The 17,789-nt window shown below is 69.1% G+C and carries 16 protein-coding genes; 4 read left to right on the plus strand and 12 right to left on the minus strand.

Annotation, left to right across the window (positions count from 1 at the left end):
- Positions 1 to 995, minus strand: a 995-nt coding sequence (locus tag ACFXI3_RS33875) for a DMT family transporter (RefSeq protein WP_378405131.1), incomplete at its 3' end; no start/stop codon positions are given.
- Positions 996 to 1,130: 135 nt separating this feature from the next.
- On the opposite strand from ACFXI3_RS33875, the gene ACFXI3_RS33880 reads away from it, so the two are divergent.
- Complete coding sequence (locus ACFXI3_RS33880; RefSeq protein WP_378405133.1) at positions 1,131 to 1,610, plus strand: carboxymuconolactone decarboxylase family protein; 480 nt, start codon at positions 1,131 to 1,133, stop codon at positions 1,608 to 1,610.
- 737 nt (positions 1,611 to 2,347) lie between these two features.
- Here the strand turns inward: ACFXI3_RS33880 and ACFXI3_RS33885 are convergent.
- From ACFXI3_RS33885 to ACFXI3_RS33905, 5 genes are all read right to left on the minus strand, one after another.
- On the minus strand, positions 2,348 to 3,085 hold the full coding sequence (locus tag ACFXI3_RS33885; protein ID WP_378405135.1) for an IclR family transcriptional regulator: 738 nt from the start codon (positions 3,083 to 3,085) through the stop codon (positions 2,348 to 2,350).
- A 76-nt stretch (positions 3,086 to 3,161) separates the two neighbouring features.
- Positions 3,162 to 4,799 carry a hypothetical protein gene (locus ACFXI3_RS33890; RefSeq protein ID WP_378405136.1) on the minus strand — a complete coding sequence of 546 codons (1,638 nt, stop codon included), beginning with the start codon at positions 4,797 to 4,799 and terminating at the stop codon, positions 3,162 to 3,164.
- Positions 4,800 to 4,903: 104 nt separating this feature from the next.
- Positions 4,904 to 5,836, minus strand: a complete 933-nt coding sequence (locus tag ACFXI3_RS33895) for a hypothetical protein (RefSeq protein WP_378405138.1) — start codon at positions 5,834 to 5,836, stop codon at positions 4,904 to 4,906.
- Complete coding sequence (locus tag ACFXI3_RS33900; RefSeq protein ID WP_344286176.1) at positions 5,833 to 6,183, minus strand: PadR family transcriptional regulator; 351 nt, start codon at positions 6,181 to 6,183, stop codon at positions 5,833 to 5,835. The genes ACFXI3_RS33895 and ACFXI3_RS33900 overlap by 4 nt, the downstream gene beginning before the upstream one ends.
- A gap of 50 nt (positions 6,184 to 6,233) precedes the next feature.
- Complete coding sequence (locus tag ACFXI3_RS33905; RefSeq protein WP_378405140.1) at positions 6,234 to 6,635, minus strand: RidA family protein; 402 nt, start codon at positions 6,633 to 6,635, stop codon at positions 6,234 to 6,236.
- Positions 6,636 to 6,740: 105 nt separating this feature from the next.
- On the opposite strand from ACFXI3_RS33905, the gene ACFXI3_RS33910 reads away from it, so the two are divergent.
- A complete protein-coding gene (locus ACFXI3_RS33910; protein WP_378405142.1) occupies positions 6,741 to 7,715 on the plus strand; it encodes a helix-turn-helix transcriptional regulator in 975 nt (324 codons plus the stop codon).
- 119 nt (positions 7,716 to 7,834) lie between these two features.
- Positions 7,835 to 9,142 (plus strand): lipase family protein, encoded by a 1,308-nt coding sequence (locus ACFXI3_RS33915; protein ID WP_378405144.1) that lies wholly within the window; start codon positions 7,835 to 7,837, stop codon positions 9,140 to 9,142.
- A gap of 679 nt (positions 9,143 to 9,821) precedes the next feature.
- Here ACFXI3_RS33915 and ACFXI3_RS33920 read toward each other — a convergent pair.
- Positions 9,822 to 10,010, minus strand: a complete 189-nt coding sequence (locus tag ACFXI3_RS33920) for a hypothetical protein (protein WP_378405146.1) — start codon at positions 10,008 to 10,010, stop codon at positions 9,822 to 9,824.
- 5 nt (positions 10,011 to 10,015) lie between these two features.
- Positions 10,016 to 10,840 carry an LLM class F420-dependent oxidoreductase gene (locus ACFXI3_RS33925; protein WP_378405148.1) on the minus strand — a complete coding sequence of 275 codons (825 nt, stop codon included), beginning with the start codon at positions 10,838 to 10,840 and terminating at the stop codon, positions 10,016 to 10,018.
- A 64-nt stretch (positions 10,841 to 10,904) separates the two neighbouring features.
- Between ACFXI3_RS33925 and ACFXI3_RS33930 the strand changes: the two genes are divergently transcribed.
- Positions 10,905 to 11,459, plus strand: a complete 555-nt coding sequence (locus ACFXI3_RS33930) for a TetR/AcrR family transcriptional regulator (RefSeq protein WP_370934990.1) — start codon at positions 10,905 to 10,907, stop codon at positions 11,457 to 11,459.
- Positions 11,460 to 11,522: 63 nt separating this feature from the next.
- On the opposite strand, the gene ACFXI3_RS33935 is transcribed toward ACFXI3_RS33930, so the two are convergent.
- From ACFXI3_RS33935 to ACFXI3_RS33950, 4 genes are all read right to left on the minus strand, one after another.
- Positions 11,523 to 14,261 (minus strand): bifunctional YncE family protein/alkaline phosphatase family protein, encoded by a 2,739-nt coding sequence (locus tag ACFXI3_RS33935; protein ID WP_344286168.1) that lies wholly within the window; start codon positions 14,259 to 14,261, stop codon positions 11,523 to 11,525.
- A gap of 4 nt (positions 14,262 to 14,265) precedes the next feature.
- Complete coding sequence (locus tag ACFXI3_RS33940) at positions 14,266 to 15,618, minus strand: ABC transporter permease (protein ID WP_378405151.1); 1,353 nt, start codon at positions 15,616 to 15,618, stop codon at positions 14,266 to 14,268.
- Positions 15,615 to 16,544: an ABC transporter ATP-binding protein gene (locus ACFXI3_RS33945; RefSeq protein ID WP_378405153.1), complete on the minus strand. Its 930-nt coding sequence runs from the start codon at positions 16,542 to 16,544 to the stop codon at positions 15,615 to 15,617. The genes ACFXI3_RS33940 and ACFXI3_RS33945 overlap by 4 nt, the downstream gene beginning before the upstream one ends.
- Before the next feature lie 131 nt (positions 16,545 to 16,675).
- Positions 16,676 to 17,629 carry an MsnO8 family LLM class oxidoreductase gene (locus ACFXI3_RS33950; protein WP_378405155.1) on the minus strand — a complete coding sequence of 318 codons (954 nt, stop codon included), beginning with the start codon at positions 17,627 to 17,629 and terminating at the stop codon, positions 16,676 to 16,678.
- Between the last annotated feature and the right edge of the window lie 160 nt (positions 17,630 to 17,789).

Here is a 17,789-nt window from a genome sequence, read left to right on the forward strand (position 1 = left end):
GGGGGCGGGTCCCGCTCGTCGCCCGCGGCCGGGGGGGGCGGGGGGGGGGGGGGGTTTTTGTTTTGGGGGGGTGTGGGTGTGCCCCCCCCCCCCCCCCCCAAAACCCCCCCCCCCACGCCCCCGCCGCTCAGCAACACCGCCACCCCGATCACCTGCGCCAGCCCCAATTCCTGGCCCAGCAACAGCCACGCGAGCAGCGCGGCGGCCAACGGCTCGGCCAGCGCCAGCACTCCGGCCAGCGCCACCGGCAACCCGCCGAGAGCACGCAGCCCGGCCAGATACGGCAGCACGGTGCCGAAAACGGCCAGCACCAATAACGCCAGCCAGACCGGAATCATCGCGTCTCCCATCGTCACCGGACCCGCGGCGGCCCTCATGGTCCACAATGGACTTACGGCGATGGTCGCCACCGCCCCGATCGCCAGCCCCGCCGCGGTCATTCCGAGCGGATCGTGCCGCCGCGCACCGCGTTCGCCGAGCAGGAAGTATCCGGCCGAACAGACCGCCGACGCCAATCCCGCCGCGACGCCGGGAAAATCCAGCCGCGCACCGGGTCCGAGCCCGGCGATCAGCACCAGCCCGGCGATCGCCAGCGCGATTCCCAGCCACACCGCCACCGGCAGCCGCGTTCGCCGGACGACGCGCACCCACAGCGCGACCAGCACCGGCGACAGGTTCACCAGCACCATCGCCACCGCGACCGGAATCCGGGACACCGCAACGAAAAAGAACAGTTGCACGCCCGCGACGCCGAGGAGTCCGTACCCGAGCGGCAGCCACAGTTCGGCGCGCCGGAACCGCAGCGCTCGCGGCCGCAGCAGCGCGACGCCGGGTGTCAGCAGGATCGCGGCAAGCCCGATCCGCACCGCACTGACCGCCGCCGGGCTCCAGCCCGCGTCGAGCACCGCTTTGGCGAGCGGGCCGGAACTCGCGAACAGCACCCACGAGACCAGGCTCAGCCCGGTCGCCCGCGCGATACTGCCCTGGTCGGCCACGTCCGCATTCTGCGTCCCGGCCCCGCGCCCGAGCCACCGGTTTTCCCGCTGCGACGCGGGTCACATCCGGAGTTGTCACATCCGGCGGGCGGCCGGCATCTCATGGGCATCCGCTTCACCACACTGGAGGATCTGATGAGCGCACGGTTCGATCTGATGAACAACGACCTCGGCAAGTCGATCGGCAAGCGGTTCGCCGGGCTGAGCATGCTGGTGCACAACTCGTCGCTGCCGAGGTCGACGCAGGAGCTGGTTTCGCTGCGGGCCAGCCAGATCAACGGCTGCGGTTTCTGCACCGACATGCACACCAAGGACGCCACCGCCGCGGGCGAGACCGCGGAACGGCTGCACCTGGTCGCCGTCTGGCGCGAGGCGACTGTGTTCACCCCCGCCGAGCGGGCCGCGCTCGCGCTGACGGAGGAGGGCACCCGGATCGCGGACGCCGGCGACGTTTCCGACGCGACGTGGGCGCAGGCGCGCGAGCACTACGACGACGACCAGCTCGCCACGCTGGTCTTCCTGATCGGCCTGATCAACGCGGCCAACCGGATGAACGTCATCGTGCGCACGCCGGCCGGGCTGTACCAGCCGGGCCAGTTCGCCAACGCCAGCTGAGGCGAACACGGGACGCCGCCGAGCAACGGTGGAACTCGGCGGCGACCCGTGCGCTTCCCCGACATGGCCAGGCTGTGCGCTTTCGTCAGCGGCAAGGCGCAGATCGCGTCGGCGTGGTGACCTAATCGAAGCGAGCCACGCCTCTCGATCACCGCACTCGCAGCCGGGCATCCAGATCGCTTCTGCCCGTCGCGAAACAGGCAGGCGTGGTGGCTTTCGCTGTCAAGCCGGACAGGCTGCGCCACCTCGTCGCGGGACGATGGAGCACTGGCCGGACCATCGGGCACAAGTCGTGCCCCTGGGCCGACCGTCCCGCCGGACCAGTTCGCCGCCTTGGCCTGCCTGGTCGGACTGATCAACGCAGCCAACCGCACGCCGGCCGGGCTGTACCAGCCGGGCCAGTTCGCCAACGCCAGCTGAGGCGAACACGGGACGCCGCCGAGCAACGGTGGAACTCGGCGGCGACCCGTGCGCTTCCCCGACGCGGGGGGCCGGGGATGTCTTTCCGGCGCGCTGAAATCCACTCTCGCCGGAGAACGGCTGGTGGACAACGGGCTGGTTTTCAGATGGTGACAACGGCCCGCGTCACTGCGCGACGGCTAACGTGCGGGACACCCGGCAGGCGGTGATGGCACGCCGCGACAGGCGCTGCTCGCTGCCGACGCCGGACAGAACGCCCGCGCCAAAACGCCATCACCCGCGCCAATTCGTACCCGCCGACCCACAAACGGCCCGCGTCACTGCGCGACGGCCAGCGCACGAGACACCCGGCAAGCAGTGCGGCGCACCGACTCTACCCGAGCCGAACCCAGCCGCCGCGCCGGCAGCGAAATTGCCACCGCGCCCAGCACCCCCGGTGCGCGAACCGTCGTCGCCACGCAAGCCATGCCGAGCAAGTACTCCTCACGGTCGCTGAAAACATCGCCGCACCGCGCCAGCTTCTGCTCCAGGACCCGGCTGTCGGTAATGGTGTGCGGCGTGAGATCCGCCAGCCGATGCCGCGACAGGTACTCCCGTCGGTGCTCGCTGGCGAGGCCGGACAGGATGCACTTTCCGAACGCCGTCGCGTGCGCCGATTCGTGGACGCCGACCCACAGGTCGACCGACGGGGCGGCCGCGCTGTCGGCGATGTCGATGAGTTTGATGTCGCCGTCGGAGTACAGCGAGAGGTAGGCCGCGCCGTGCACCTCGTCGCGCAGCGCTCGCAGTGCCGGGCGGATTCGCGGCAGGACGGCGTGCAGCGACGAGCGCTGGCACAGTTCGCTGACCTGGCCGCCGAGTGCGTAGCCGTCGTCGAGTTTCCGGAGGTAGCCCTCATGGACGAGGGTGCGCAGCAGGTGATACGTCGTGGGCAACGGCAGTCCGACGCTGCGGGCGAGCACTTTGGCCGGCACCGGCCGCTCGCTCGCGCCGACGGCGTCGAGCAGGTGCAACGCGCGCCGCACGGATCCGATCAAGGTCGGCCCGGCCGTCATCCCGTCACCTCCGCCCCGTGTGCTCCAGGATGCGCTTCCTGGTCTGACCTGGGCAAGGGCAGTTCCGCGAGGCGGATCACGGAGATCCGCAGAAGGTCCGTTCGGCGGTGAACGGGTCCGGCGGGACGGTCACCCCGGTCCGGTGCACGGCGCCGGTGAGGTTGGCCCAGAACCGGCCCGGCGACATCGGTTCTCGCACCGAGCGCTGGATTTCCGCCAGCTCGCCGCAACTCAGCGCGTGCCGGGCGGCGGCGACCTGGTCCGCGGTCACGTCGGCGCGCACCGCGAAGTTGCCCGGGCTGGGGACTGGCGCGGAAGGGTCCGCGTAATCCGCGAGCAGCCAGGCGTTGCTCAACGGTTTCGAGTGTCCCGGTTTCACCGTCGGGAATTCGAACCGCGCGCCGATCGGGTTGGCCAGGCCCCAGAAATCGACCACGCCGGCGTCCACCGGCGACATGACCCCGGTCGTCCCCAGGTACACCCCGATGATCATGGACTTCGACGGGACGTCCGCGCGCAGCGGTACCGTCAGAATCCGCGCTTGCGGGCCGGGGCCTTCGTAGGTCAGCATCCGCGGCTTGGCGGCGTTCCGGAGATATTCCATCTTCCAGGTGAAGTCCGCCGATTCGGTGGGCCACGCCTGGCCGGTCCACGCGTGGTAGTAACCGCGCTCGTCGTCGATCAGTTCGCCGTTCCGCGGCACGAATTGCCCGAGACTGCCGCAAAGAACGGCCCACGCGAGCAGGACGACCGCAGCCACGCGAGTGTTCTTCGAAGCCGGGACCACCAGTACCGGCAGCATCAGCAGGAAGAAGATCGGCAGCGCCATCCGCGCGTGCATGTAGTCGCCGCCGACCTTGAGCAGATATCCCAGCGACAGCAGACCCGCGACGACCGGAGTGAGCGTGACGACCAGATCGGCGCGGCGCCGCAGCACTCCGGCGAGCAGGACCGTGCAGAGCACCAGCGGCAGCCACAGCAGATACGGGTTCGCGAAGTCGCCGACGTACCCGAATCCCCTTGCCCAGAAGGATTCGCTCGCGTTTTTGGTGAGCGCGGGCATCGGCACGAGGATGCCGTAGAAGCCCATGCGGAAGATCTCGTAACCGACCGGCAGCGCGCCGGCGGCGGCGACCGCGGCGAGCGTGACTCGCCAGGACGGCTTCGCCACCAACCACAACGCGGCCAGGAACACCGCCGCGACCAACGCTTGTTCCGGACGGACCAGCGGCCCCAGTCCCATCGCGAACGCCGCGCCGACCACCGACCTGGCGGATCTGGCCGACCCGCCGCCGCGCGAGCGCACCAGCAGCCACCAGCACAGTGCCATCCAGAACGTGTTGAGCCCAGTCTCCAGCCCGGACGTCGCGTATTGCCACACCGGCCGGACGCCCAGCAGCGCGAGAACACCGCACGGCACCATCGCCGCGACGTGCCCGCCGTGCAACCGGCTCGTCGCGCTCACCGCGAAGCCGAACCCGGCCGCGGTGAGCAGCAGGCCGAGCATCCAGGACAGCGTCGAGGTGTCCGACTGGCCGAACACGAACCCGGCGAACGCGAGCAGCCATTGCCACAGCGTGCTTGTCGACGCTTCGGCCCGTTCGCCGAGATTGTAGACCGGACCGTTCCCGGCGAGGATCTGCTCGACGATTCTGGTGAAAATCAGCGCGTCATCGCAAATCCAGCGGGTGACGTAGCCGAGAATGGCGATCAACAGTATCGAACCGACGATTATCCAACGGTTTCTTCGCCGATAATCAGGGAGGTAAACCGGCTGTTTTACGGCGCGCGGAAGCGCTCTGGGAATAGTGTCCACGATTAAGATCTCCGCCGGTAATCGATGATTCCGGTCGCGACCAGCGCCACGATGCCGGTGCCCACGACGCAGATCTGCAGCAGCTCTGTCGGCTCGAAGCCGGCGCCCGCCATGGTGGCCCGGAGCACGATCGGCTGGGCCAGCACGAACGCACAGCAAGCTGCCAGCGAGAACGACCACGCGGGCGTGCGGCGCCGGAACGCGAAATAAGCCGGGATGATCAGCACGGCCGCCCACGCATACCAGGAAAGCCCGCGCAGATCCGAGTCGACGAAGGAGCCGAAACAGAGCGCCGAAGCCGCGATCGCGGCCAGCGCGAGCCACCATTTCCGCGCGACCGGCAGGGGCGCGCCAGCATGGAATCCGGCGACCATCAGCAGCAACGGCAGCCATTGCGGGACGAAATAGCCCAGAAGATCCGGGCTGAAACTGAACGAATACCGGTACAGGAACGCGGCGAATCCCCCGACCAGCACCGCCCCGGCGACCGTTCGAGCGGCCCGGCGCCGTCCGGCGAACAGCAACACGAGAGGCACCGTCGTCGCGGCGGCCAAGGCGAGGTCCAGCCAGAGCCGATGAGCTACATGCACCATCACCGTCGCGGCGAAGGGACCGAGCAGATGCGGAAAGGTGACAGCGTCGGACAAGTCACGCCCGACGGCGAGGACGCCTTTCATCACGCCCCACAGGAGACCGAGCAGCGCGACCAGGCGCACCGTGTCGCCGAAAGCGACCACGCGAGCCGGGGCTGAGCTTGCGGCCAGCCGGGCCCGCAGGCCCAGCCCCAGCATCGCGAGCAGTTCGCGCCCTTCCTCGAGACGACCGCCGTCGCGCGCGTCCAGCAGCGCGCCGACCATTTCGTCCTCGCGTTCGGCGCGGTACCACCGAGGCAGCAGACGCACCATCCGGCGGTACTGGAGTTCGGGAGCGGTCATGCCTCGCCGCCCGTCCGCGGCGCCCAGCCCCGCGCCCGCAGCACCGAATCCGCCGCCGCGGCATTCGCCGCCAGCCGCCGGGTCTGCTCGGCCAAAGTTCGGCCGCCGAGATCGGTCAGCCGGTAGTAACGGCGCAGCCGGCCCTGGTGGATCTCCTCCTTGTCCCGCTCCGCCCACCCGTCGGCCACCAGCCGGTCCAGCACGCCGTACAGCGTGCCGACCCGGAGGCGGACTCGGTTCTCCGACAGCTTCTCGACGGCCTGGACGATGCCGTAGCCGTGCTTCGGCTCGTCGGCGAGCGCGGTGAGGATCAGGAAGACCTGCTCCGACATGCCTCGTTCGGTCACTCGTCCATATATATCACGTCGCGATATATGCGGGTGGCCGAACTACGGCGCTACAGCTCGGCGACAGCGGTCCCCTCCAGCTCGACCAGCAGGGCGGGGATCGCCAGCCGGGGCACGCCGAGCATCGTGGTCGACGGGGCGACCCCGGCCGCGGCCAGGCGGGCGGCGAGGACGCCGTAGTGCTGGAAAAGCTCGTCGACGTCGGTCGTGTAGACGTTGAGCCGGACCAGGTTCGCCAGCGTCATGCCCGCTTCGGCGAGCACCTTCTCCAGGTTGTCGAGGCTCAGCGCCACCTGCTTGGCCATGTCCCCGCCGTGCTGCGGTTCGCCGTCGCCGTTCATCGCGGTCTGCCCGGAGCAGTACAGGGTCCGGACCGGCCCGGACACCAGTTCGCCCTGGTTGTATCCCATCGCCGTCGACCACGCCCACGGGTTGACAGTCGTTTGCTCCACCACTTGCTCCATTCGCGTTCTCGGCAATACTTCTCGGCAATACGCGGAGGAGCTTGGCAAGCAATACGCGACATCCAGTGTCGTGTATTGGCTAGAATTTCCGGTATGCGCGCCGACCGGTTGGTCTCGCTGGTCCTGCTGCTGCGCCAGCGCGGCCGGCTGTCCGCGACCACTCTCGCCCGCGAGCTGGAAGTCTCCACCCGCACGGTGCTGCGGGACATCGACGCGCTGTCCGCGGCGGGCGTGCCGGTCTACGCCGAACGCGGGCGCAACGGCGGTTTCGCGTTGCTGCCCGGATTTCAGACCGAACTCACCGGGCTGAACCACGACGAAGCCCTCGCGCTGCTGGTCGCCGGGTCACGCCGCGGCGCGCAGGCGTTCGGCCTCGGTTCGGCGCTCGCTTCGGCCATGCTCAAAGTGGTCGACGCGCTGCCGGAAAGCCATCGGCACACTGCCGCGGGCGTGGCCGAGCGACTGCTCATCGACCCGGAGATCGACCTCCTTTCGCGCCGCGCGGTCGCGGACGAGGCACCGGACGCGGTGGTGGCCCAGATCCGCCGCTCGGTGTTCGCCGGGCACCAGGTGCGCATCCGCTACGAAGCCCTGAACCAGTCCCCGAAGTGGCGCACAGTGCACCCGATCGGACTGGTGACCGTACGGGAGCTGGGATATTTGCTGGCCACTCGCGAGGGCGAGGACCGGACGTATCGGCTGTCGCGGGTGCTGGCCGCCGAGGAGCTCGACGAACCAGCGCAGCGGCCCGATCGAGTGGACCTCGGCCGGGCCTGGCAGGAACGCAGCACCCGGTTCCGCGGCGGCGGTGACCGCATCGTCGCGCTGGTCCGGATTCGCCCGGCGCAGCGGGAGGAATTGGCACGCACCGCTCTCGCCATTCTCGCCGAGGAATCCGGCCCGGACGGGTGGATTCGACTGGAGGCGGCTTTCCAGGATTCCCGGCACGCCGAATGGGCACTGTGGCAGGCCGGCCGGAACGCGGAAGTCCTTGCGCCGCAATCGTTGCGCACCGCGCTGCACGACCGCGCCGCCGCGCTCGCCGCCGCCTACTCGAGGCAGGCCTGACTCCCCGGCACCGGCACTGCCTGCACATTCCGTAGTTGTGCGGATACCTACTCACTGGTAAGTTACCCGCCAGTCGTGATTCACATCATGGTTCGTACTTCATGGTTCAAAGGGGAGTCATGATCCGGAAACCCGTCCGCGCGCTGATCGCCGCCGCCGCTCTCGCGATCACGTCCGCCGTCGCGCTGCCCGCCGCCGCCTCGGCCGATTCCTTCTACAGTTACGACGGCAGCACGCCGCTCTCGTCGTACGCGCCGGGCACCGTGCTGAAGACGCGAACGCTGACCTATCACGTGTTCGGCTTCCCGACTCCAGTGCAGGCCACCCAGCTGCTCTACCGGACCGCCGACGCACAGGGAAATCCCACCGCGAACGTCACCTCGGTCGTCCGCAATCCCCTGGGCGGCAACGGAAAGGTCATTTCCTACCAATCCGCGTACGATTCGCTCGATCCCAAGGACGCGCCGTCCCGCGCGATCGCCGGCGACGTCCGGCTCGGCGGCATGCTGCCGAACGCCGAATCGCTGCTCATCGCACCGGCGCTCGCGCTCGGGTACAGCGTCGTCATCCCGGACACCGAGGGCCCGACCGCCGATTTCGCCGACGGTCCGGAATACGGCCAGACCACTTTGGACTCCATCCGCGCCGCGACGCACGCGCCCGGCACCGGAATGACCGAATCCACCAAATTCGGCCTGATCGGCTATTCCGGCGGCGCGATCGCGACCGGCTGGGCGTCGGCGATCGCCGCGAGCTACGCGCCGGACGTCGAGAAGAATCTCGTCGGGTTCGCCGAGGGCGGAGTGCTCGTCGACCCCGCGCACAACCTCAAGTACGTCGGCGGCAGCCCGGTCTGGTCCGGCGTGATCCCGATGGCGCTGATCGGCGTCTCGCGCGGGTACGGCATCGACCTCAAGCCCTACGCCAGCGAGTACGGGCTGAAGGTGCTCGGCGAACTGGAACACGCGTCGATCGCCAACGCGCTCGGCCGCTACCCCGGGCTGACCTGGCAGAAGCTGGTCAAGCCGGAGTACGCGAACCCGGATTCGGTGCCGCCGTTCGTCGACGCGGTCAACAAGGTGAACATCGGCTCGGCGGCGACGCCTTCGATTCCCGGGTTCATCGCGCAGGCCAACAACGGCGCGCTCGAAGGCACTGTCAGCAATGAGCCGGGCATCGGCACCGGCGACGGCGTGATGGTGGCCGGCGACGTGCGCGCGCTCGCGAATCAGTACTGCGCGACCGGAAACACCTCGATCAAGTACACGCAGTACGACCTGCTCAGCCACGCCACCGCGCTTCCGGTGTGGGCGCCGGCCGCGATCGCCTGGCTCGGCGACCGGTTCGCGGGCAAGGCCGCGCCGTCCAGTTGCGGGCAGATCCCGCCGGGGAACTCGCTGGAACCGGAGCAGCACACCGGGTCCTGAAGGGCCTGATCCAGGCAACGGTTCGGCGACGAAATCCCGGCGACTGAGTCACCGTCGTCGCCGAACCGCCTGGCCTGACCGCACACTGACCGCATCCGCCCGGCCTGCCCCGGGGACCTTTTCCCTAGGCAGGCGCGTCATGAACACCTACTCTTCACAAGTCCGCGGGCGTCCGGCGCGAAACGTTGTGCTGCGCAAGATCCCGGTGGCGGCGGGGATTCTGCTGCTGTCCGCATGCAGTGGGCCTACCGGCGTCCCAGCACCGTCGGGCACCACCACACCGTCCGCTCCCGCCGCGACTTCGGCTCCCGCCACCACGGCAGCCCAGAACGCCACTGCCGCTCCGTCCTCTTCGGACCGTCCGGCACCGTCCCGTTCGGACAGTCAGCCCGCACCCTGTGGCCCGACAAGGAGTTGGGGCACTGGCGCCAAAGAAAGCCCCGGTTCGACGACTAACGCGCTGTACCTTGTCACCGTCAGCCGACACGGCTGTTACGACGAAGTCGTGTTCACTATCAATGGCGCGGCCGCAGCCGGATTCACCGTGCGATACGTGCCGCTCGTGACCGCGGATCCCTCCGGGAAACCCTTGCCAGTGCCCGGAAACGCGGTCCTGCAAGCGGTGATCCGTGCACCCGCGCAGGGTTTCGACGACAGCGGACACCAACCTGGTCGGGTGCTAGCCCAGGGCGGTGACTATTTCGCGCAGCCAACCGGTTGGCCGTCCTTGCGCGCGGTCCGGTTCGCGGGCTTCTTCGAAGGCCAGTGCACTTTCGCTATCGGCGTCGGGGCGCAGGTGCCATTCCGGGTGAGCAGCCAGGAAGTACCAGCCGACCAGATCCGCCGGGTGGTGGTCGATCTCGCGCACTGAACTCAGCGAACGAATTCCGCCAGGAGGTCGAGCTGCCGTAGCGCGTCCGAGGAATCCTCGTGGTCCACGAGTTCGAACAGCACCCGGTCGACGCCCGCCTCCGCATAGTCCGTCAGCTTCTCCGGATCGGCCCCGTACAGCGTGACCGGGACGTGGCGGCCCGCCCGCTCGCGCAGTTCGGCGATCCGCGTGCGCAGGAAGTCGATCGGGTACAGCGGCAGCGGGAGCCAGCCGTCGCCGTGGCTGAGCACGCGGTCCAGCACCTTCACCCCGACCCCGCCGATTAGCACGGGCAGCGGGCGCGCCGGTTTGGGCCAGGACCAGATCGGGTCGAAGTCGACGAATTCGCCGTGGAACTCGGGTTCGTCCTCGGTCCAGATCGTCCAGACGGCGGCGACGTGTTCGAGCATGCGCGCGAGCGGCCGGGCCGGGTCGACGCCGTGATTGGCCATCTCCTCGGCGTTCCAGCCAGGGCCGACTCCGAGTTCGAACCGGCCGCCGGACAGCACGTCGACGCTCGCCGCCTGTTTGGCCAGGGTGATCGGATGATGCTGGCTGACCAGCGACACCGCGGTGCCGAGCCCGATTCTTCGCGTGCTGGCCGCGATGGCGGCAAGGGCGGTGAACGGGTCGAAAGTGTGCGAGTAGTAGCGCGGCAACGGCTGCGGTTCCGCCGCGCCGACCGGGTACGGGGTGAGCCGGCTGGTCGGGATGTGGGTGTGTTCGGTGAGGAACAGCGAGCCGAAGCCGCGTTCCTCCACCGCCTGCCCGAGCCGGACGGGGGCGATGCCGTAGTCGGTGAGGAAGGTGACGATTCCGTGGTCCATGCGACCACCGTAGCCTAACTGTCAGTCGAATGACACTTAGCTCGGCGGTGCTAGCGTGACGCCCGTGCCCAGAACCGAACGCCCGCGAGCCGACGCCCAGCACAACCGGCGCGCCATCCTCGCCGCGGCGCGCACGGCGGTCCAAGGCAGCGGCGACGTCTGGCTCGACAAGATCGCGCAGGCCGCGGGGGTGAGCGCGCGCACGCTCTACCGGCATTTCCCGACCAAGGACGACCTGCTGACCGCGGTGCTCGAGGACTACTTCGCCGAGCAAGCGGAGCCGATCCGCGTTCGGGTCGACGCGGAGCCGGAGCCGCGCCGGGCGCTGGAAATCGTGCTGGAGAGCGGGGTCGCCGCGTTCCGCGAACACCCGGGGATCCTCGCGCTGGTCAACGGGAACGCCCTCGCCGCCTCGATCGCCGGGCGGCATCTGGGGGCGTTCGGCGAGGTGCTGTCCCGCGCGCAGGAATCCGGGGCGGTGCGTTCCGATCTGACGCTCGAGGATCTCCCCTGCCTGATCACCATGGTCACCGCGGTGGCGGGTGCGAGCTGGCCCCGCTATCTCGCCCTGCTGCTCGACGGTCTCTCCCCGGCCGCAGCCACCCCGCTGCCCGCCTGAGACAAAGAAAAGCCCCCGCCCGCTAACAAAGCGGACAGGGGCTTTCCCTTACCAGCTAACGAATCAACCGTCCGATTCAGCCGACGGGATGAAGGCGCCAGGCACCTGGTCCGGGGCGAAGATCTTGTCCTCGCCCGGATACGGCTGGCTCCACCCGTGCACCTGGTACCACGTGAAGTGGTCCATCTGCGCCGGGTTGGCGTAGTCCGCGGTGGCGTTCGGGCCGGTCAGCTTCTGCTGCGACTGCCATTGCTGCCACTGCTGCGCCAGCTGCTGCTTGTCCGCGGGCACCGCCGTCGACGCCGCCGCGGTGGAGGCCGTCGGGACGTTGTCCGTGCCGCACGACGGCGGGGTCTTCAGTCCCGCGGTCAGCGACGTCTGGTTCGGCACCGCGGTGAACGGCGTGGTGTCCGGCTTCTGCGTGAACGCGGTCGCCATCGGGGTGGCCGCGCTGTCCTTCTGGTTCATCGGGTGGATCCCGAGGATCTGCTCGATGGTGCGGATCATGGTGATCTGCGAGTAGTACCGGCTGTCGGTCGCGCCGCGCTGGGCGTACGGGCTGATGATCTGGATCGGCGCCCGGTGCCCGTCGACGTGGTCCAGCCCGGCCTGGGAGTCGTCCTCGACGACGAAGATCGCCGAGTCCTTCCAGTACTGGCTGTGCGAGATCTTGTCGACGATCTTGCCGACGGCCAGGTCGTTGTCGGCGACCTGCGCGGCCGGGCTCGGCGGGCCGCCGGTGTGGTCGCTCGACAGCCAGAACATGTTCAGGTTCGCCGGGCCGTTCTTCTCGAAGTCGTTCTTCCAGATCTCGTACCGGTACTGGTCCGGCACATCGGTGTCGAACTTCGGGAAGCCCGGCACCGAAACGCTGTTCAGCGACGGGATCGGCGACGACGAGACCAGCGGGTAGGCGGTCGGCTCGCCGGTCGCGGCCATGTTCTTCGAGTCGCAGTACAGGTTCTGCCAGCTCGCGCCCGCGGGCTTGGTCAGGAACTGCTGGAACTCGCCGAAGTCGCGGACGGTCTTGCCCGCCGCCTGCGCCCCGGTCCACAGGAAGCCGCTGCGCTGGTGGCCCAGCGCGTCGTCCTCGGTGTCGTAGCTGCGCTTGTACTCGCCGGCCGACGACTCGGTGTACTCCGGGTTGTCCGCCTGCATCAGCCAGTTGTGGCCCTCGGCCGAGTTCGTGCCGATGTCGTAGGTGTTGTCGTACAACCCGAACTGGTCGGCCAGCGCGTGCTGGTTCGGCGTGACAGCCTGGCCGAACTGCGCGAGCGCCGGGTTGCCGTTGCCCTTCTTCATGTCGCCGAAGAGCTGGTCGTACGTCCGGTTTTCCTTGACCAGCAGGAAAACGTGCTTGATCGTGGACGGGTCGCCCAGGCGCTGCGGCACCGGAACCGGCTTGACGTTGCGGTTGCCGTTCGCCTTCTGCACCGAACCGGGCGTCCAGCCGTTCTGCTTGAACACCTGGTACGTCTGCGCCCAGGTCTGCCAGTCGGTCGGCAGGGTGAATCGCTGCAGGCTCGACGTCGTGTCGTGCGTGGCGTGCCCGGCCGCGGTGGTCGGGCGGCGGGCGTCGATGCCGCGGGTGTTCGCGACCAGGATGTTCTTGCCCGAGGCGGAAATGCCGGACGGGAAGTAGTCCGTCGGCAGCAGCCCGATGAAGGCGGCGGGGGCCTGCGGGAACCAGTAGCGGTAGACCGCGACCGCGTTCGCCCGGCCGAGGGTCACCAGCAGGTGGCCGTCGTCGGTGAGCGCGATGTCAGTCGGCTCGTAGCCGACGTTCGCCTCCGGCCACGGCTGCGTCGCGATGGTCTGTACCACGACGTTGCGCTGGGCATCGATCACCGAAACGCTGTCGCCGCCGGTGTTCGCCACGAACAGCGTGTTGTTCTTGGCGCGCAAGGCGGTCGGGTGCAGGCCGACGTCGATGCTCTTGACCGGAGCGGCCGGGTTCGCCAGGTCGATCACGCTGACCGTGCCGGTGGTGGCGGCCGCGGTCTTCGGGTCGGCGACGACGTCGGTGCCGTACGAGTTGATCGTGGTGTCGCCCGGCTTCGCCGCGCGGCCGCCCTCGTTGCTGACGTAGATCCGGTCGCCGATCCGCACCAGTGCGCGCGGCGCGTTGCCGACGGTCCAGCTCTGCTTGATCTGGCCGCTGGCGGCGTCGATGGCGACGACGCGGTTCTGTCCGTTCACTGCGGAGTACACAGTGGACCCGTCCGGCGAGAAGATCGCGCCAGCGGCAAGGGAATGCTTGGCCCCGTCGGCCGGGATCGCGACCCAGGTCGGGTTGGCGACGGTGCCGTCCGGGTTCACGTCGAACTTGCGGTAGCCGTCGATCTGGCCCAGCCACAGCGTTTTGCCGTCCGGCGAGTACGACGGGCCTTCCTGGCCGACGTCGTTGCCCGGCAGCTGCAGGTCGGCCTTCTTGTCCTTGCCGACGAGCTGCTGCACCTTCCAGCTCTTCAGGTCGACGATGGTCAGCGCGATGCCGCCGTCGGTGGTCAGCGCGGCGAGGTGGCTGCCGTCCGGGCTGACCGTCGAGGACATGATCTTGCCGTTGGGGACGACCAGCCGCTCGCCGATCGGCTTGAGGTACTGGTCGCTGGAGATGGTCAGGCCGTTCGCGGTTTCCTGGCCGACCTGGTCGGTGCCGAACTGCTTGGTGGAGGCGAGGCCGATGCCCGAGCCCGTGGCGACGAGCGCGACCGTGGTCGCCCCCGCCGTGACGAAGCGCAGCTTGCGGGATCTGCGGAGGTCTTTCTTCCCGCCACGCCTGCGACGGCGCGTTACTTGCATGTCCTCATCCCTTCGTGGAGGAGAGCAGTTCGACGTTGCCGTCGAACTGCCACAGCGGGTTGGGCCGGTCCCCTTCCGGGGTCCGCACCTGGAAGTAGCCGTTCACTTCCTTCGGTCCGTCGCCGTCGGCGACATACCGCCCGTCCGAGGTGACATCGAGCTGGTAGATCGCCTGTCCGGTCGCCGCGATGCCGGGGAGATGCCAGGAGACGACGCAACGCCAGTCGTTGCCGGGGCCTTCGGCCTCGACGAGGCCGCCGCCCTTGGTGCATTCCGTGCTGGTCGCGAGCTGCTCCTCCGTGACGTCCGGACGGTGCAGCTGCGCGGCCTGGAGCCGGTAGAGGTGCGCGAATTCGGTGGACAGCGACTGCTGCAGCTTCGCCTGGTCGATGCCCGAGCCCGTGGCAGGCGTAGCGACCGCGACGACCGCCACCGTGACGCCGACCAGCGCGGCGAGCGGCAGCAAACCCGCGGTCAGTACGCGACGACCGGCGCCGTCATAAGTCAGATCGGTGAAGTCGCGTCGCACGAACAACAGGTAGGCCAGCGCAGTCGCGACCACTGCCCAGACCAGGCTCACCCCGACGCCGATCAGCAGCGGACCGAACTGGACCGGGTCGGTGAAGAGGCCGTTCCACGAGATGAACGCGTACGTCGGCAGCGCGAGCCGCACGACGACCGGCAGCGGCAGGAGCTGCGCCACCGCCATCACCAGCGCGACCACCGCGGGCAGCAGCAAGCCCATCGGCGACCGTCCTAACGCGACAGAGCCGAGCAGGCCGATCCCAGCCAGGGCAAGGGTCGGGGCGAGCACGCAGATCCAGGCGAGAATGACCTTCAGCGCCGCGTCGCCCGAGGACAGCAGGTGTCCGTCGAGGCCGATCAGCGGCTGTCCGCCGACCGCGACGAGACCGCCGACTGTGCTGGACACCGCCAATCCGAGAACCAGCAACAAGATCACGGTGAGGCTGGCGAACGCTTTCGACACGAAGACCCGCCGGTACGACCGCATCGCCACCAGCAGGTGCCGCCAGGTACCGAGCCGGTCTTCGGCGGCGAAGACGTCTCCGGCGACCAGGGAAGTCAGCAGCGGAAGCGCGTAACTGCCCGCGAAACCGAGCAGGACGAGCGGCCCAGCCCAACCGGTGGTGTTCATCAGACGGCCGAACAGGGTGTCCACCGGCAGGTCGCTTTGCTGGCTGACCGCGGCGACGAATACTGCGGGCGCGAGCCAGCAGGCGAGCAGCAGTACGCGGATTCGCCACTGCGACAACAACTTCACCAGCTCGAACCGGTAGCCGCGGCCCAGCCCGACCGGGCGGACCGGCGCCGGTGCCCGTTCCTCGGTGACGGTCATCGCTTCTCCCCCTGCTCCGTCAGCTCCAGGAAAGCCGCCTCCAGCGGCGAAACGACCGGAGCCAATTCCCGTACGCCGATGCCCTTGCCGACGACGCGCGCGACGAGGTCGTCCAGCGCGGGTACGAGGCCGCTCACCACCAGGACGTCGGCCTGACCGCGCGGGGCCTGGGTGTCGTCGATCCGCAGCCCGGGCACGTTCTCGGCGATCTCGCGCGCGGCCTTCTGGTCCGAGGTGACCAGGCGGTAAGCCAGTTCGCGATCGTCGGAGGACAGTTTCGCCAGCGGGCCGGTGAAAACGACGCAGCCGGCGGACAGGATGGTGACCTCCGAGCAGAGCGCTTCGAGGTCGTCCATCCGGTGGCTGGACAGCACCACCGCGGTGCCCTCGTCGGCGAGCCGGGTGAGCACGCTGTGCACGTGTTTCTTGCCCGCCGGGTCGAGACCGTTGGCGGGCTCGTCGAGGATCAGCAGCCGCGGCTTGGTCAGCAGCGCGGCGGCGAGGCCGAGGCGCTGGCGCATGCCGAGCGAGAACCCGCGCGCCCGGTCGTCGGCGACGTCGGTGAGGCCGACCTGCGCGAGAAGGTCGTCGAGGTCGACGGTCTGTCCGCGCAGCGAGGCGAGCGCGGCGAGGTTCTGCCGGGCGGTGAGCGAGGGGTACAGCCCCGGGCCGTCGACGAACCCGGAAATGCCGTCCGGGGTGGCGAGCGCGCGGCCGACCGGGCGGCCGAGGATCTCGAGTTCGCCCTCGTCGGCGACCGCGAGTCCGAGCAGCAGGCCGAGCAGCGTCGTCTTGCCCGCGCCGTTCGGGCCGACGAGCCCGTGGATCTCGCCGTAAGCGACGTCGAGATCGACACCGTCGAGCGCGATGACGTCGCCGAAACACTTGGTGATCGCGCGGGCCCGCACCGCGTCGCTGGTTTCCATGAATCCCCACTTTCCGAAGCCGTGAGGAACTTAGGCACGACAAGTGACATGCGAACCCGTGCCAGGTTGAACGTTGGGGAAACCCCGTGCGCCACAGCCGGTTTCTCGACGGTCAATCGGACAAAACGGGATCAATCGCGCGACGGCAAAGTGTCCGAGATCTCCCGGACCAGCGCATAGGACCGTTTCCGCTCCGCGTGGTCGTGAATCGGAGTGGTGATCATCAGTTCGTCCGCACCGGTGTCGGCGATGACTGAGCGCAACGAACTCCGCAGCGCCGCCGGGGCTCCGGCGAGCACCGGACCAGGGCCGATCGCCGGGTCCACGGCCGCGTCTTCCGGACGCGGCAACAAGATCCGCTCGCCGCGCGAACGGCTCAAGGCTTTAGCCCGAATGGACCTGGCTAGCCATTCGGCTCGTTCCTCGGTCGCGGCGGCTACCACCGCGACGCTGACCACAATGGACGGTTCAGGAGTGTGGCCGGGGCGGAAGTTCTCGCGGTAGATCCGGGTCGCGGCGGCGGCTTCAGCGGGGCGGAGGTGGTAGGCGAACGCGTACGGCAGGCCTAGTTCGGCGGCGAGGTGCGCGCTCGCGGTGCTTGAGCCGAGGAGCCAGATGCCCGGCACATTCCCTTGCGCGGGAGTCGCGCGCAGTGGCTGGTCCGCGCCGGCGAAGTAGGTCAACAACTCCTTGATGCGAGCGGGAAAACTCTCCGCCGGGCCGGGGTTCAGCGCGTCGGTCACGCGTTGCGGACCGCCGAGCGCGCGGCCGAGCCCGAGGTCGATCCGGCCGGGATGAAACGCGGCGAGCGTGCCGAACTGCTCGGCGACGACGAGCGGCGGATGGTTGAGCAGCAGGACGCCGCCAGCGCCGACGCGGATCCGTTGCGTGGCATCCGCGACGCGGGCGGCTGCCACAGCGGGAGCGGCGCTCGCGACACCACGCATGCTGTGGTGTTCAGGCAGCCAGTAGCGGTGATATCCCAGTTCGTCGACGAGTTCGGCGAGATCGACCGTGCGCCGCAACGCCTCCCGCGCGGTCGATCCCGCGACGATCGGCGACGTGTCCAGCACTGAAACCCGCACCAGGGCATCATCCCGCAGCAGGCTTCCCTCAGCAGTGCGGCGTGGCTGCGTTCCGGCGAAGGTCCGTGAGGGGAACCCTGAGGGACTCTGAGTACCTCAGGGTTCCCCGCACGGACCTCGGCCTTGGGCGTCTGGGGGTGCAGCCGCGGGTTAAGAGGTC

It is taken from the genome of Amycolatopsis sp. NPDC059235 (genome assembly GCF_042754125.1).
GTDB lineage: Bacteria > Actinomycetota > Actinomycetes > Mycobacteriales > Pseudonocardiaceae > Amycolatopsis > Amycolatopsis albidoflava.

Excerpts from the sequence above, each read along its gene's own strand:
- ACFXI3_RS33880 (WP_378405133.1), top strand. The coding sequence starts at position 1,131 with ATGAGCGCACGGTTCGATCTGATGAACAACGACCTCGGCAAGTCGATC.
- ACFXI3_RS33885 (WP_378405135.1), bottom strand. The coding sequence starts at position 3,085 with ATGACGGCCGGGCCGACCTTGATCGGATCCGTGCGGCGCGCGTTGCAC.
- ACFXI3_RS33895 (WP_378405138.1), bottom strand. The coding sequence starts at position 5,836 with ATGACCGCTCCCGAACTCCAGTACCGCCGGATGGTGCGTCTGCTGCCT.
- ACFXI3_RS33910 (WP_378405142.1), top strand. The coding sequence starts at position 6,741 with ATGCGCGCCGACCGGTTGGTCTCGCTGGTCCTGCTGCTGCGCCAGCGC.
- ACFXI3_RS33915 (WP_378405144.1), top strand. The coding sequence starts at position 7,835 with ATGATCCGGAAACCCGTCCGCGCGCTGATCGCCGCCGCCGCTCTCGCG.
- ACFXI3_RS33925 (WP_378405148.1), bottom strand. The coding sequence starts at position 10,840 with ATGGACCACGGAATCGTCACCTTCCTCACCGACTACGGCATCGCCCCC.
- ACFXI3_RS33935 (WP_344286168.1), bottom strand. The coding sequence starts at position 14,261 with ATGCAAGTAACGCGCCGTCGCAGGCGTGGCGGGAAGAAAGACCTCCGC.
- ACFXI3_RS33940 (WP_378405151.1), bottom strand. The coding sequence starts at position 15,618 with ATGACCGTCACCGAGGAACGGGCACCGGCGCCGGTCCGCCCGGTCGGG.
- ACFXI3_RS33945 (WP_378405153.1), bottom strand. The coding sequence starts at position 16,544 with ATGGAAACCAGCGACGCGGTGCGGGCCCGCGCGATCACCAAGTGTTTC.